At 72.7% G+C, this 13,515-nt stretch carries 10 protein-coding genes and 1 tRNA gene; 4 read left to right on the top strand and 7 right to left on the bottom strand.

The window, feature by feature from the left end:
- Window positions 1–32: 32 nt before the first annotated feature.
- Window positions 33–1,124, bottom strand: a complete 1,092-nt coding sequence (locus E0W78_RS08265; protein ID WP_242686281.1) for a Glu/Leu/Phe/Val dehydrogenase dimerization domain-containing protein — start codon at window positions 1,122–1,124, stop codon at window positions 33–35.
- A gap of 116 nt (window positions 1,125–1,240) precedes the next feature.
- On the opposite strand from E0W78_RS08265, the gene E0W78_RS08260 reads away from it, so the two are divergent.
- Window positions 1,241–2,206, top strand: coding sequence for a sterol desaturase family protein (locus E0W78_RS08260; RefSeq protein ID WP_131403381.1), 966 nt, complete (start codon window positions 1,241–1,243; stop codon window positions 2,204–2,206).
- Between the two features lie 367 nt (window positions 2,207–2,573).
- Here the strand turns inward: E0W78_RS08260 and E0W78_RS08255 are convergent, their stop codons facing one another.
- A complete protein-coding gene (locus tag E0W78_RS08255) occupies window positions 2,574–3,332 on the bottom strand; it encodes an SDR family oxidoreductase (protein WP_131403380.1) in 759 nt (252 codons plus the stop codon).
- A gap of 49 nt (window positions 3,333–3,381) precedes the next feature.
- On the opposite strand from E0W78_RS08255, the gene E0W78_RS08250 reads away from it, so the two are divergent.
- Window positions 3,382–4,659 (top strand): APC family permease, encoded by a 1,278-nt coding sequence (locus E0W78_RS08250; protein ID WP_242686280.1) that lies wholly within the window; start codon window positions 3,382–3,384, stop codon window positions 4,657–4,659.
- Here E0W78_RS08250 and E0W78_RS08245 read toward each other — a convergent pair.
- Window positions 4,589–6,619, bottom strand: a complete 2,031-nt coding sequence (locus E0W78_RS08245; protein ID WP_242686279.1) for an MMPL family transporter — start codon at window positions 6,617–6,619, stop codon at window positions 4,589–4,591. The two genes, E0W78_RS08250 and E0W78_RS08245, sit on opposite strands and share 71 nt — an antisense overlap.
- Before the next feature lie 80 nt (window positions 6,620–6,699).
- Between E0W78_RS08245 and E0W78_RS08240 the strand changes: the two genes are divergently transcribed.
- A complete protein-coding gene (locus tag E0W78_RS08240; RefSeq protein ID WP_242686284.1) occupies window positions 6,700–7,170 on the top strand; it encodes a MarR family transcriptional regulator in 471 nt (156 codons plus the stop codon).
- Between the two features lies 1 nt (window position 7,171).
- On the opposite strand, the gene E0W78_RS08235 is transcribed toward E0W78_RS08240, so the two are convergent.
- The 3 genes from E0W78_RS08235 to E0W78_RS08225 all read right to left on the bottom strand — a co-directional run bounded on the left by E0W78_RS08235 (window position 7,172) and on the right by E0W78_RS08225 (window position 11,891).
- Window positions 7,172–8,977 carry a carboxypeptidase-like regulatory domain-containing protein gene (locus tag E0W78_RS08235; protein WP_131403377.1) on the bottom strand — a complete coding sequence of 602 codons (1,806 nt, stop codon included), beginning with the start codon at window positions 8,975–8,977 and terminating at the stop codon, window positions 7,172–7,174.
- On the bottom strand, window positions 8,974–10,815 hold the full coding sequence (locus E0W78_RS08230; RefSeq protein WP_131403376.1) for a carboxypeptidase-like regulatory domain-containing protein: 1,842 nt from the start codon (window positions 10,813–10,815) through the stop codon (window positions 8,974–8,976). Before E0W78_RS08230 ends, E0W78_RS08235 begins: the two co-directional genes overlap by 4 nt.
- Before the next feature lie 110 nt (window positions 10,816–10,925).
- Complete coding sequence (locus E0W78_RS08225; protein ID WP_131403375.1) at window positions 10,926–11,891, bottom strand: hypothetical protein; 966 nt, start codon at window positions 11,889–11,891, stop codon at window positions 10,926–10,928.
- Between the two features lie 151 nt (window positions 11,892–12,042).
- Between E0W78_RS08225 and E0W78_RS08220 the strand changes: the two genes are divergently transcribed.
- Window positions 12,043–13,353 carry an HNH endonuclease signature motif containing protein gene (locus E0W78_RS08220; protein WP_165570445.1) on the top strand — a complete coding sequence of 437 codons (1,311 nt, stop codon included), beginning with the start codon at window positions 12,043–12,045 and terminating at the stop codon, window positions 13,351–13,353.
- Window positions 13,354–13,399: 46 nt separating this feature from the next.
- Here the strand turns inward: E0W78_RS08220 and E0W78_RS08215 are convergent.
- Window positions 13,400–13,476, bottom strand: a tRNA-Phe gene (locus E0W78_RS08215).
- Window positions 13,477–13,515 lie beyond the last annotated feature (39 nt).

The raw sequence follows: 13,515 nt of genomic DNA, 5'->3' as shown, positions 1-13,515 counted from the left end.
CTCGCCCGCCTGATCCTCTCGCTCGTCCGCTGCTACGGCAGCAGGATCGAGCGCAGTCGTCCCACCTGACGCATCCGCTGCTCGGCCAGCCGGTCGGCGGCCTGCGACGGGGGCACTCCCTCCGACCTCGCGGTCTCCAGCACGTCCAGCGTGGTGTCGAAGATGCCCGTCGCGCGTGACTTGGCGCGGTCGAAGTCGAAGCCCTCGAGCTCGTCGGCCACCTGGATGACGCCACCGGCGTTCACGCAGTAGTCGGGCGCGTACACGATGCCGCGGTCGGCCAGCTGCTTCTCCACGCCCGCGTGCGCGAGTTGGTTGTTGGCGGCGCCGCAGACGACGCGCGCAGTGAGCACGTCGACGACCTCGTCGCTGAGCGCGCCGCCGAGCGCGCACGGGGCGTAGACGTCGAGCTGCTCGCGCACGAGCGCGTCCGTCGACTCGGCGACCTCGATGCCGGGGTAGGTCTCGCGCAGGCGCTCGACCGCGGCGGTGTCGACGTCGGTGACGACGACACGTGCGTCCGCGTCGACGAGCAGCCCGGTGAGGTGACGGCCGACCTTGCCGACGCCGGCGACGCCCACGCGGCGTCCGGCGAGCGAGGTGTCGCCCCAGACGTGCTGGGCGCTGGCCCGCATGCCCTGGAAGACGCCCCACGCGGTGAGCACGGACGAGTCGCCGGCGCCGCCGTGCTCGACGGTGCGGCCGGTGACGTAGCGGGTCTCGCGGGCGATGACGTCCATGTCGGGGCTGAACGTGCCGACATCGCAAGCGGTGAAGTAGCGCCCGCCGAGCGTCTCGACGAAGCGTCCGTACGCCCGCAGCAGCGCCTCGGACTTGTCGCGACGCGGGTCGCCGATGATGACCGCCTTGCCACCGCCGAGGTCGAGGCCGGCGAGCGCGTTCTTGTAGGCCATGCCCTGGCTGAGCGCGAGGACGTCCGCGAGCGCGGCCTGCTCGGAGCCGTAGGGGTAGAAGCGGGTGCCGCCGAGGGCCGGGCCCAGCGCGGTGGTGCTGATGGCGATGATCGCCTTGAGGCCGGAGTCGGCGTCGTGGCAGAACACGACCTGCTCGTGCGGGGCGCCGAAGGCGGACACGGGCAGGTCGTCGGTGCGGTGGTCGGTCACGGTGGTGAGCTCCTCGGGTCGCGGGCGGCGGTGGTGGGCCGTCCGGTGGTGCGGCCACGGGGTGTGGTGGCCTGGCCCCACTCTAGTGCGACCTGCGTCACACCTACGATCGCGGCATGGACCTGTGGCAGTCGCTCGACCCGTTGAAGAACCCGCTGACGTACGCCGCGCCGTTCTTCGTGCTGTGCATCGGCATCGAGCTGGCCGCGCTGCGCTGGCTCGACGACGACCACGACCACCCGCGCACGGGGTACGAGCTCAAGGACGCACGCACGAGCATCTCGATGGGCGTCGTCTCGATCGCGGTGCTGACCGTCTACAAGATCATCACGTTCTTCGCCTTCGTCGCCGTCTACTCGTACCTGGCGCCGTGGCACCTGCCGACCGACACCTGGTGGTACTGGGTGCTGGTCGTCCTCGGGGTGGACCTCGCGTACTACTGGCACCACCGCTTCTCGCACCGCGTGCGGCTCGGCTGGGCCGGGCACCAGGCCCACCACAGCAGCGAGTTCATGAACTTCGGCACCGCGCTGCGGCAGAAGTGGAACCCGTGGTTCGAGTTCTTCTTCTGGCTCCCGCTGCCGCTGCTCGGGTTCTCGCCGTGGACGCTCTACGTCGCGTTCGCGCTCAACCTCGTCTACCAGTTCTTCACGCACACCGAGACGGTCGGACGCCTGCCCCGGCCCGTCGAGTGGGTGCTCAACACGCCGTCGCACCATCGCGTCCACCACGGCAGCGACGCGGAGTACCTGGACACCAACTACGGCGGCATCCTCATCGTCTGGGACCGGCTGTTCGGCACGTTCGTGCGCGAGGGCCGGCGGCCGACGTACGGGCTCACCAAGCCGGTCGGCACGTACAACCTGCTGCGGCTGCAGTACGGCGAGTACGCGCGGATCGGAAGGGACCTGCGCCACGCCCGCTCGTGGCGCGAGCGCGTCGGCTACGTGCTCGGTCCACCCGGCTGGGTGCCCAGTGGAGACAACGCGACCAGCACGTCGTCCTCCTCGGCGTCGTCGAGCATCTCGGCGACCAGCCAGGACGATCGGGTGTCGAGCAGCGCGAAGTCCTCCCACTCGTAGCCCGGCACGACCTCGAGCCGTCCGGTCACGGAGAGACGGCCGACCCCGGCGAGCCGGGACGCGCGCCCCTCGGCCTGCACCTGCAGGGCTACCTCCCCGCAGTCCAGCACGAGCTCCAGCAGCGCGAGCCCCGGCAGCGCTGTTCGCACTTCGCGGAGCTCCGAGACGGTGCCCGTGGCGCGGTAGCGGCACTCAGTGGGAGGAGCGGAAGCGTCGACGGTGACCACGCCGGAAGCCTCGCGCGCGGGGGCGAGGGAGTCAGTATTGATCCGGAGACCGACGGGGTTCCAGAGGGTGTCCCGACGCGGAGCTGGGAGGCCGTCCTCGTCCACGGCCCAGCGCGGCAGGTGGGCCCACAGCATCGTCGTCACAGGGCGCGGGTGGCGCCGCCGTCCACGGGCAGCATGACGCCGCTCAGGTAGCCGGCGGCGGGGGAGAGCACGAAGGCGGCGACCCGGCCGAACTCCTCGGGACGTCCGTAGCGACGCAGCGGGATGGTGGCGGAGCCCGCCGTGCGGGCGGCCTCGGGGTCGCCGCCGAGCGCGTCCAGCTCGCGCACCCGCTCGGTGTCGACGCGGCCGGGCAGCAGGCCGTTGACCCGGATGCCCCGCGGGCCGAGCTCGTCGGCGAGGGTCTTGGCGGCCATGGCCAGGCCCGGTCGCAGGCCGTTGCTCAGGCCGAGGCCGCCGATGGGCTGCTTGACCGACGTCGACAGGACGAACGCGATCGAGCCGCCCTCGTCGCCCAGGGCGCCGGCGACGGCGCGGGCGACCCGCATGCCGCCGACCACGATGCTGTCGAACGCCGCGCGCCACTGCTCGTCCGTCGCCTCGGAGACGGGGCCCGGCGGCGGGCCGCCGACGCTGACCAGGGCGCCGTCGAGTCGGCCGAAGCGCTCGAGAGCGGCGTCGACCAGGGCCTGCGCGGTCGCCGGGTCGGCGTTGTCGAGGGCGAGGCCGTGGGCGCGCTCGCCCAGGGCCGACACGGTCGCGTCCACGCTGTCCTGGGTGCGGGAGGAGACGACGACGTTCGCGCCCTCCGCGACGAGCGTCTCGGCCGTGGCGCGGCCGAGTCCGCGGGTGCCGCCGGTGACGAGGAAGGTGCGTCCGCTGAGTCCGAGGTCCATGCCGTCACCGTAGCCCCGTCCGTTCACGCGGCTGCGCCATGCTCGGAGCGTGAGCGCGACAGGATCTCTTCGACGGCGGCTCGGCCTCGGCGGCGCCCTGGTCGTCGGGCTGGGGTCGATGCTCGGTGCAGGGGTCTTCGTCGCCCTCGCGCCGGCCGCGGCACTGGCCGGGGACGCACTGCCGGTGGCCCTGGTGCTGGCCGCGCTCGTCGCCGCGGCGAACGCGTCCTCGATGTCGGTGCTCGCGGCTCGCTGGCCGCAGTCCGGGGGTGCGTACGTCTACGGGCGCGAGGCGCTCGGCCCGGTGTGGGGCTACCTGGCCGGCGTGGCGTTCGTGGTCGGCAAGCTCGCGTCGTGCGCCGCCATGGCGCTGGCGGTCGGCACCTACGCCTGGCCGGGGCACGCGCGGGTCGTGGCGGTGCTCCTGGTCGTGGCGCTGACCGCGCTCGGCTGGTGGGGCGTGCAGCGGACGATCCCCGTCATGGCGGTCATCGTCGTCGTGGTGCTCGCCGTGCTGGCCGCGGTCGTGGCCGTGGGTGCCGGCGCTCCCGCTGTGCCAGCCGGGGATGGTCGCGGGAGCGTGCGGGACGTGCTCGCGGCGGCGGGCGTGCTGTTCTTCGCCTTCGCCGGGTACGCCCGCGTCGCCACGCTCGGCGAGGAGGTGCGCGACCCGAGCCGCACGGTGCCGCGAGCCGTGGCGCTGGCGCTCGGGGCGGTGCTGGTCGTGTACGCCGCGGTCGCCTGGGCCGGGATCCGCGTGCTCGGCGTCGCGCACCTCGGGACGTCCACCGCCCCGCTGGTCGACGTGGTCGAGTCGGCAGGGGCCGACGCGCTGGCGCCCGTGGTGCGCACGGCGGCTGCCCTCGCGGCCGGCGGCGCGCTGCTCGCGCTGCTGCTCGGCGTCTCGCGGACGGTGCTGGCCCTCGCGCGCGACGGGCACCTGCCCCGGACGCTGGCCGGCGTCGACGCGCGGCACGGGGTCCCGCGGCCGGCCGAGGCCGGCATCGCCGTCGTGGTGGTGGTGCTCGTCCTGGTCGGCGACCTCGGGACGGTCGTCGGCGCGTCGTCCTTCGGGGTGCTGCTCTACTACGCCGTCGCCAACGCGGCCGCGCTCACGGTCCGGACGCGGCGAGGCCGGCGACGGGCGGTGCCCGTCGCCGGCCTCGCCGGGTGCCTGCTGCTCGGCTGGACGCAGCCGGCCGGGTCGGTGCTGCCCGGTCTCGTCGTGCTCGCGCTGGCGCTCGTCGCCTACGCCGTCACGCGGCGTGCGCGCCCTCGGCGTGCTGCTTCGACAGACGGTTCGGCCACCAGAACCACCGACCGGTGACGGCGACCAGGGCCGGCGTGACCACGCTGCGCACCAGCAGGGTGTCGAGCAGGACGCCGAAGCCCACGACCACGCCGAGCTGGGCGAGCAGCACGAGCGGCAGGACGCCGAGCACGGTGAACACGGCCGCGAGCAGGATGCCCGCACTGGTGATGACGCCGCCGGTGACGGCCAGGGCACGGACGATGCCGTCGGTGGCGTCGCCGGTCGCGGCCGTCTCCTCACGGGCGCGGGCCGTGAGGAAGATGTTGTAGTCGACGCCCAGCGCCACCAGGAAGATGAAGGCCAGCAGTGGCGTGCTGACGTCCATGGCCGAGTAGCCGAGGCCCTGGAACACCAGCCAGCCGACGCCCAGCGCGGACAGGTAGCTCAGCACCGTCGTGGCGGCCAGCAGCAGCGCCGCCACGACGGAGCGCAGCAGCACCAGCAGCATCACGAGCACCACGCCCAGGACGATCGGGATCAGCAGCGCACGGTCGTCGGCGGCGGTCGCCCGCTCGTCGATGTCCTCGGCGTCCGCGCCGCCCACCAGGGCGTCCGGGTCGACGTCGTCCAGGGCGGTGCGCAGGTCACGGATGGTGTCGAGGCTCTCGTCGGTGCCGGGGTCCGCGGCCAGGGTCACCGAGATCTCCGCAGCGCTGTCGTCGCGACGCTGGACGGTCGCGTCGTCGACGCCGTCCACCTGCTTCGCCGCCGCGGCGACGTCCTCGGCCCGGTCGGCGGACGTCACGACGGTCGTGGGGGACGACAGGCCGCCGGGGAAGCCCTCGGACAGGGTCTTCTGCGCCGAGATCGACTCCGGCTCGTCCAGGAACTGCTCGCTCTGGCCGAGGCCGGTCTTGAGCCCGAGCAGCGGCAGGGCCATGGCGACGAGCGCGGCGAGGCTGACGACCAGGACGATCGCCGGGCGCCGGGTGACGCCGGTGCCGAGCCGGCCCCACAGGCCGCTGTACTCCTTGCCCTCCTGGCCCTGGCGGGGGACGAACGGCCAGAACAGCCACCGGCCGGGCAGCACCATCGCCGAGGGCAGCACGACCAGGGCGTAGAGGACGGCGACGACGATGCCGAGCGCGCCGGCGGCGCCGATGCTGCTGACGAACGGCGACTCCGCGAGCGTCAGGGCGACGAGCGCGAGGGCCACGGTGCCCGAGCTGGAGAGGATGGCCGGGGCGGCCGCGCCCACCGCGTGGCGCATGGCGTCGCGGCGGTCGTCGTAGCGGCGCAGCTCCTCGCGGTAGCGGGCGATGAGCAGCAGGGCGTAGTTCGTGCCCGCGCCGAAGACCAGCACCGACGTGATGCCGGTGATCGAGCCGTCGATCGGCTTGTCGAGCAGCTGGGACGCGTAGTTCAGCGACACCGCGGCGACCCGGTCGCCGATGCCGATGACGGTCAGCGGGACGAGCCACAGCCACGGGCTGCGGTAGGTGATGAGCAGCAGCAGCGCGACCACGCCCGCGGTGACGGCGAGCAGGCGGGTGTCGGCGCCGTCGAAGACCTTGCCCAGGTCGGCCTGGACCGCAGGGCCGCCCGTGACCTCGGCGGTGACGCCCTCGGGCGTCCCGTCGGCGACGACGTCGCGCAGCTCCTGGACGTTGTCGGCGTTCTCGTCGTTGGAGACGTCGCCGGGCAGGGGGATCGCGAGCAGCGCCAGGGTGCCGTCCTCGGACGGGACGGGCGGGCTCGCCTCGCCGAGGTCGGCGAGCGGTTCGCGCAGGGCGGCGACGGCGGCGAGGTCCTGGCCGCTCAGCTTCTCGCCGTCGCGCGAGAACGCCACGATCGCCGGGGCGTCCTCGGAGCCGGGCAGCTCGGCGGCGGCCTTCTTGGCCAGTGCGGACTCGGCGCCGTCCGGCAGGTTCGAGCCGGCCCCGCTTCCCTCCACCGGGTCGGGCGCGAACAGGATCACCAGGACGGACACGACGAGCGCGGCCAGCACGACGAGGATCGAACGCTTGCGGCCCACGAGGTGGACGAAGGGGACGCGCGAATTCGTTCGATGATCGAAAGAAGTCATGCGGCGATACTAGACTGACGGTCGTGACGATGCCCGCCGACCTCCCCGACCAGCGCCGCCAGGTCGTGATGCTGCTGCAGGCGTTCTCCGCCGCCGCGCAGCGCTACGCCGAGGCGGCCGGTGCGCGCCGAGGCCTTCACCGCAGCGACCTGCACGCCCTGCTGGCGGTCATGCAGGCCACGATGGCCGGCCGGGCGACGAGCCCCGGCGAGCTGGCCCGGGCGGTCGGCCTGACCCCGTCCGCGACCACCACCGTGATCGACCGCCTCGTCGCGTCCGGGCACGCCGAGCGCGAGCCCGACCCCCGCGACCGCCGGCGCACCATCGTGCGTCCGACTGAGAGCGCCCGCACCGACGGGCGCGAGATGTTCCAGCCGCTCGGCGACGCCATGGGCGTCGTCGTGGACGACCTCGACGACGCCGAGCTCGAGGTCGTCACACGCTTCCTGCACCGCGCGATCCAGGCCACGACCGAGGCCGCCGAGGCAGCCCAGGGCTAGGTCAGCGCTGCCCGGGGTACCAAGGATTGACCCGCAGGGTGTCCGACCAGCGCGTGGCCGACCGGTAGCCGGGGTGGCCTGCGGTCACCTTCAGCCGGATCCGTTTGCCCGCCAGCTTCTTGGTGACCTTCAATCGTGAGGTCGACGCATCCTTGATCGGCTTCTTGTCGGCGTACCACTGGTAGCGCACGCTCCTCGGCCGCACGCTCCACGTGCCCTTCGAGGCGCGCACGGTGTCGCCGACGCTCACCATCAGGGTGTTCAGGTCGGGACGGACCTGGGAGTAAATGCGCCCGAGCTGCACCGTGACCGGCTGGGTGTCGACCGTGACGGTCCGGTAGCCGGCCTGCGTGAGCGTGACTCGCGCGTGGAGGCGGCGTCCGCCGTAACGCCACGAGAGCTTGCGCGGCGTGGCGATCGGCTTGCCGTCCAGGTACCACTGGCGCTGGAACCGGAAGTCGGGGGTGATGTAGTTGAGGTCCGGGACCGGGTTCCAGATCTCCCACGCGTTGGACAGGTGCGGGGTGCTCTCGACGCGGGCGTCCCGGATACTCGGGCGACTGACGACGCGGCGTGAGGCCGGCCGCACCACCGCTGACGCTCGAGCGACATGACGGACGCGTTGCGCGTCCGCAGCGACCTCGATCGTCAGCGTCCTGCCCACCGCCTCGCGAGGGACGCGAAACTCCGCGTAGCCGTTGGACTCGATCAGGCGTCCGTCGACGAACAGCCGGTAGAGGTAGTGGGAGACCTGGGGCCAGGTCCCGCTCAGCTCCGCTTGGACGAGGGAATCGGCCACGACCGGGGTCAGCGTGACGGTGCCGGCGGACTCGACGACGTCCATGACGGGCACGGCATTGGACCAGAGGGCTGATTCCCGCCCTGCGCGGTCGCGCAGCAGGAGGCGGACGGTGAGGTCCTGGCCGCGCAGCGCGGGCGGCGCGGTGAACGACGTGCCGTCCTGGCCCGCGAGGGGGAGGAGGCCGTCCCGACCGGCGAACCACTGCCGGGACACGACCGACGTGCCGGCCGGCGGCGTCCCCGTGCTGAGTGTGAAGACCCCGTCCCGGTGCCGCTCCCGGAGGTACACGCTCGGGAAGCTCGGCGTGCCGGAGAGCTGGGGCGCGGACACCCGGATCGCCGTCCGCCCGCCTGCGGTCACGGTCAGGTCGGGACGACCGTCGGCGTCCCGCCAGAGGTATCCCGGCGCCGACAGGCGAAGGATGTCCTCGAGGGCGTCGAGGTACGCAGGGAGCGGATCCACGTGCGCGCGATAGGTCCCCGCGGGGAGCTGGTCGAAGACGTGGGAGCCACCCGGACGGAGTCGACGCGAGACGAGGCCGGTCGGCACCTCGGCGCCGTCGTCGACGCGCACGAGGCGGACCTGCACGGGGTCGGAGGCCTCGGGGTCGGGCGCGACGTTCACCGTCACGCGTCCGGCCTCCTCGAGGCGAGCGTCGATGCCGGTGATCGCGTCGCCGGCGCGGACGACCAGATCGGCGGGAGTGGTGCCACCCCAGTGCTGGGGCAGGGTGCTGCGGTCACCGGAGGCCGGGTCGAACCGCACGCGGTAGGTACCGGGTGCGATGACGACGCTCCAACGTCCGTCAGCCTGCGGGCGGAGGGTGCGCACCAGCTGTCCGGACGCATGACGGATCGAGATCTGCACGCTGGTCGGGTCGCCCGACGGGTGCTGCACGGTGCCGCTCATCGTGCCGTGGTCGGCGGCCTGCGCGGAGCCGCTCGTGCCCAGCGCGGACGCGAGCAGCGCCAGCACGAGAGCGATGGGCGCGGATCGGCGGATCACGGCCACCACCCGCCGCCGTCGACACGGATCCGTCTCGAGCGCACCGCCCTCACCTCGTAGCCGGGACGCATCGGGGTGACCGCGACGCGCAGGTCGCGGTTCTTCATGGCCTTGGTGATCCGGAGCCGCTTTCCGGTCGCGCCGCGGATCGGCTTGCCGTCGAGGTACCAGCGGTACCGGAACCCGGTCGGTGCCGGGTGCACGTTGGCGCCGGCACGGATCACGCGACCGGGGGAGAATCGACCGGCGATGTAGGGCCGCCACGGCCTGACGAACGATCCACGCGGGACGACCACGGCGTTCGTCGTCGCGACCGCGACGTCGTAGCCAGGCAGGGACTCGGTGACACGGACGGTGAGGCGGCGATGGGCCGCGGCCGGCGGCACGAGGTACTGCCGGCCGGCCGCGCCCCTGACGACCTTGCCGTCGAGCAGCCACTCGAACGTGCGCCGCGCCTTCTCGGCGCCTCGGACCCACTCGAACGTCCCGGAGCTGTCCTCCGCCAGCTGGGCGACGAGCCCGACTCGCACGTTCCTGAGAGCCGGGAGCTGCCTCAGCCCACGGCGGCCACCGGACACGAGGGTCTTGGCCCGCAAGGTGGCGCTGCGGAAGGACGAGTCGATGGCCGTGACCTCCAGGTGGAGCGTCTTCGCGATCTGGTCCGGTGCGGGGGTGAAGGACGGCGAGAAGCCCTTGAGGACGCCGTCGACGGTCCAGCGGTAGGTGACCAGGGCCGGCGGCGAGGACCAAGCCCCGCTCAGCACGGCGCGGGTGTCGGTGCCCACCCGGGGAGCTGTGACCGTCAGCCGAGGAACCGACGCGAACGGCTGCGTGATCGGCTGGCCCGTCGTCCAGTGGGTGGTGCGGTCCCGGCCGGGAGCGCCCAGGGTCGTCACGAGGAAGGCGTGGTAGCCCACGAGGTCGGGAGTGACGGGCAGGACCGTCCCGGTCCGTCCCGGGATCGGGACGGCGGTCGCGGGCGAGCTGCCGGCGGCGCGGTACCACTGTCGGTCGACGACCCTGACGTCTGCGGGCCACCGCTCGCCGGTGGCCGTCAGCGTGCCGCCCGGTTGCGCGAGGCCGACCACGGTGGGGCGGACGAGCGGCTGGACGAGGTCGTGTGGCGTCAAGGGCGAGACAGGGACGTCCAGGACCTCGCCCGGCACGACCTCGAGGTCGTCGCCGTCCGCGACGTCCGCGACGAGCCCATCCCGTGTCCAGAAGAGGTCCGGGGAGCTCACCCCGGTCGAGGATGGCTTGCGTCGCACCCCGAGCCGGTACGTTCCAGCCTCCAGGCCGGCGACGGTGGTCGACGCCGAGCCGGCCGTCACGGTGCGGATCGGGTTCCAGGTGCCGTCGTCGCTCCGCGACATCACCACCAGCGCGCTGGGTGCCTCGTCGTCGGGGTGGACGTGGGTGACCTTCAACGCGCCGCCCAGGGGAACCGTGACGTCGGCGCTGAGGTCGGACCCGGCGGCCACCGTCAGGGTCGAGGCGGCAGTGACGTCCGAGACCGTCCCGGCGGTCGTGCGGTAGAAGGTGCCGACCACGTCGGACGTGGTCACGTACCCGAGGCGGTAGCGGCCCGGGGCAAGCCCTGCGTGGCGCCAGCGCCCGTCAGCGTCCGGTCGGACCGTGGCGAGGGTGAGCCAGCGTGCACCGGCGGGACCCAGGACGCGGACCTGCACGGTGGTCACGTCACCGTCGGGGTACGTGACGGTGCCCGAGATCGAGCCGGTGGAGTCCGCAGCGGTCGCGGTCGCGGTCGTGGCGGGTCCCGCGAGGACGCCGAACACCAGGGCGAGGAGCACAGTCAGGGCCAGGAAGGGTCGGCGCATGGGATCCCCCGTCTCGAGCGTCGGCTCGCCGAGGGTACGGCAGCACATGCGTCCCGCGGAGCGGAACGGCAGAACCCGCGCGGCGTCGGGGACGGACGCTCCAGGTCGGCTCAGCTCAGGTTCGGCCCGTAGACCTTGTAGCTCGTCGAGAAGGTCGTCTCGGGCTCGTAGTAGCGGCGGTGACCGGTGATGCTGACCTTGAGGTACTTGCGCTTCATCCGCTTGGTCACCTTGAGCCGCGACTTCGTGGCGCCCTTGATCTTCTTGCCGTTCAGGAACCACTGGTACGTGAAGCGGGTCGGCCGGGGGGACCAGGTGTCGGTGTCGACGCGCACGGTCCTGCCGACCTCGGGCAGGAAGGACTCGATCTCCGGGTAGCCGGTGCGGCGGAAGAGCAGCCCGCCGACGGTGACGGGGCGACTCGTCGCCGTCGCCCGCTGGAATCCCGGCTGGTCGAGGATGACTCGAGCCTGGAGGCGCTGGCCCTTGGACCTCCGCGGCAGGGTCACCGCCGAGTCGCGGGACGTCCAGACCACGCGGCCGTCCAACAGCCACTGGTACGTGCGCCGCGCGTCGGACTCGGCCGGGTCCGGCTCCTGGTTCCAGACGGGGAAGTAGGTCTCGAGCCAGACTCGGTTCCCGGCCTGCGCGTGGGAGAAGGTCGGGAGACGCTTGATCGTCCGCGTCGCGGGGGAGACGACCGTGCTCGCGGCGACCACGCCGGTTCGGAAGTCCCCGTCCTCGGTCCGCTCGGCGTGGAGCTCGACCCGAAGGCGATGACCGGCGTACGCGCGGTAGACGGGCCAGTCTCCCTCACCGCTCCAGCCGACGTACTCGTCGTCGACGTACCAGCGGTACGTGACGCGGGTCGGCGTCGGTGCAAAGGATCCGCTCGGGGTCGCCTTGACCCGCTGACCGACGACGGCGCGGCCGATCGAGAGCGTGGGGACGCTGTCGAAGGCGTCTCCCGGCGTCACGACCGGCGGCTCGGCCGCGGTGGCGGTCGTGGACGGTCCGGCGAGCGCGCCCACCACGAGGGCGAGCAGCAGCGGCAGGGCGAAGAAGGGTCGGCGCATGGAATCCCCCGGTCTCGAGCGTCGGCCTGCTGAGGGTACGGGAACGGGTTGCTCAGCGGGGCGAAACGGGTGATCCACAGATGAGCTGAAGCATCGAGAACTGTCGGCGACCGCGTCTAGGATGGGAACATCAGTTCGATTCGGGGGAATCATGGTTGCTGAGCTCGTCGAGACGGAGTCGCCGGTGGCGTTCCTGGACGAGCTCGAGCGAGCCCTCGACGCCGCTGATCCTTCGTCGTACCTGGGGCTGTCGCCGGACGAGGCGCGGCGGGCGGCGATGCGGATCCAGCGGCTGCAGGCGCGCCTGGCCGCGCACAGTGCGGCGGTGGTGCGGGCGGTCGATGCTCTGGTGCCGGTGGGTCTTGGCGGGTCCACCGGCACGGCCGACCTGCTGGCCCGCGACTTCGGACGTGACCGGCGCGCGGCGAGCCGGCAGGTGCGGCTGGCGCGGTCGTTGGGTGAGCGGACCGCGACCGAGCGGGCACTGGCCGAAGGACTGATCACCGAGGCCCAGGCGGTGGTGATCGTCAACGCTCTGCTGGGCGTGCCGGCGGAGCATCAGGAACGGTGCGAGCAGACGTTGATCGCGGCGGCGCAGACGCTGTCGGCCAAGGACCTGTCGTGTCGGGCCCGGCGGATCGCGGACGTGTACGCACCCAAGCCCGTCGTCGACCAGATCGAGAACGATGCGCTCGAGAAGCAGGAAGCCCGCGCCTGGGAGCGCACGGAATTCTGGATGGCCGACAACCGGGACGGCACCTGGCGCGGCGGGTTCGTGCTGCCCGACCTCCAGGCCGAGCTGCTGAAGACGATGCTCGACGCCTTCACCGCCCCGAGGCAGGGCAACGGTCGTTTCCACAAGCTCAACGACCGGTCCGCGCCTGAGGCGATCCCGGTCCCTGAGCCTGTCGAAGGGACCCTCGGCCAGCGACAGGGCCACGCGTTCGCCCACCTGGTCGAGAAGATGCCCGTCGACGGGCTCCCGCAGTCCGGCACCACCGCGGCCACCCTCGTCGTGACGATGCAGCTGAAGGACCTTCGCGACGGTCTCGCGGCCTCCACCCTGGCGACTGGCACTCGGCTCTCGGGCGGCGAGACCCGCCGCCTCGCCTGCACCGCCGGCGTCGTCCCGGCCGTCCTGGACGGCGAGTCCCTCCCGCTCGACCTCGGCCGCACCAAGCGACTCTTCACCAAGCACCAGAAGACTGCCCTCGGACTCCGCGACCTCGGCTGCGTCGCACCCGGATGTGACAGACCACCGTCATGGTCCGAGGTCCATCACCCCATCCCTTGGAGCGCGGGCGGCACGACGGACCTGGACAACGCGGTCCTGCTCTGCCCCCGACACCACCACCAGGCCCACCGCGACGGCTGGCAGTTCCGCCGCGACGACCACGGACGCGTCCAGACCCGCGGACCCGACGGCCAGTGGCGCGATGACGGACGCTGGCGAGCAGCGTGAGGAACGAGAAAGCCCCCGCACCGGGGGTGCGGGGGCTTCGTCGTGATGGTGGCCAGGGCCGGGGTCGAACCGGCGACCTACCGCTTTTCAGGCGGTCGCTCGTACCAACTGAGCTACCTGGCCGTGCTTGCGAGCAAGCGACCATCACCTTACCCGATGGGC

This window comes from Aeromicrobium sp. IC_218 (assembly GCF_004336805.1).
In the GTDB taxonomy this organism is placed as follows: Bacteria; Actinomycetota; Actinomycetes; order Propionibacteriales; family Nocardioidaceae; genus Aeromicrobium.
Note: the sequence above shows the minus strand (reverse complement) of the source record. Positions and strands in the feature narration are given on the sequence as shown.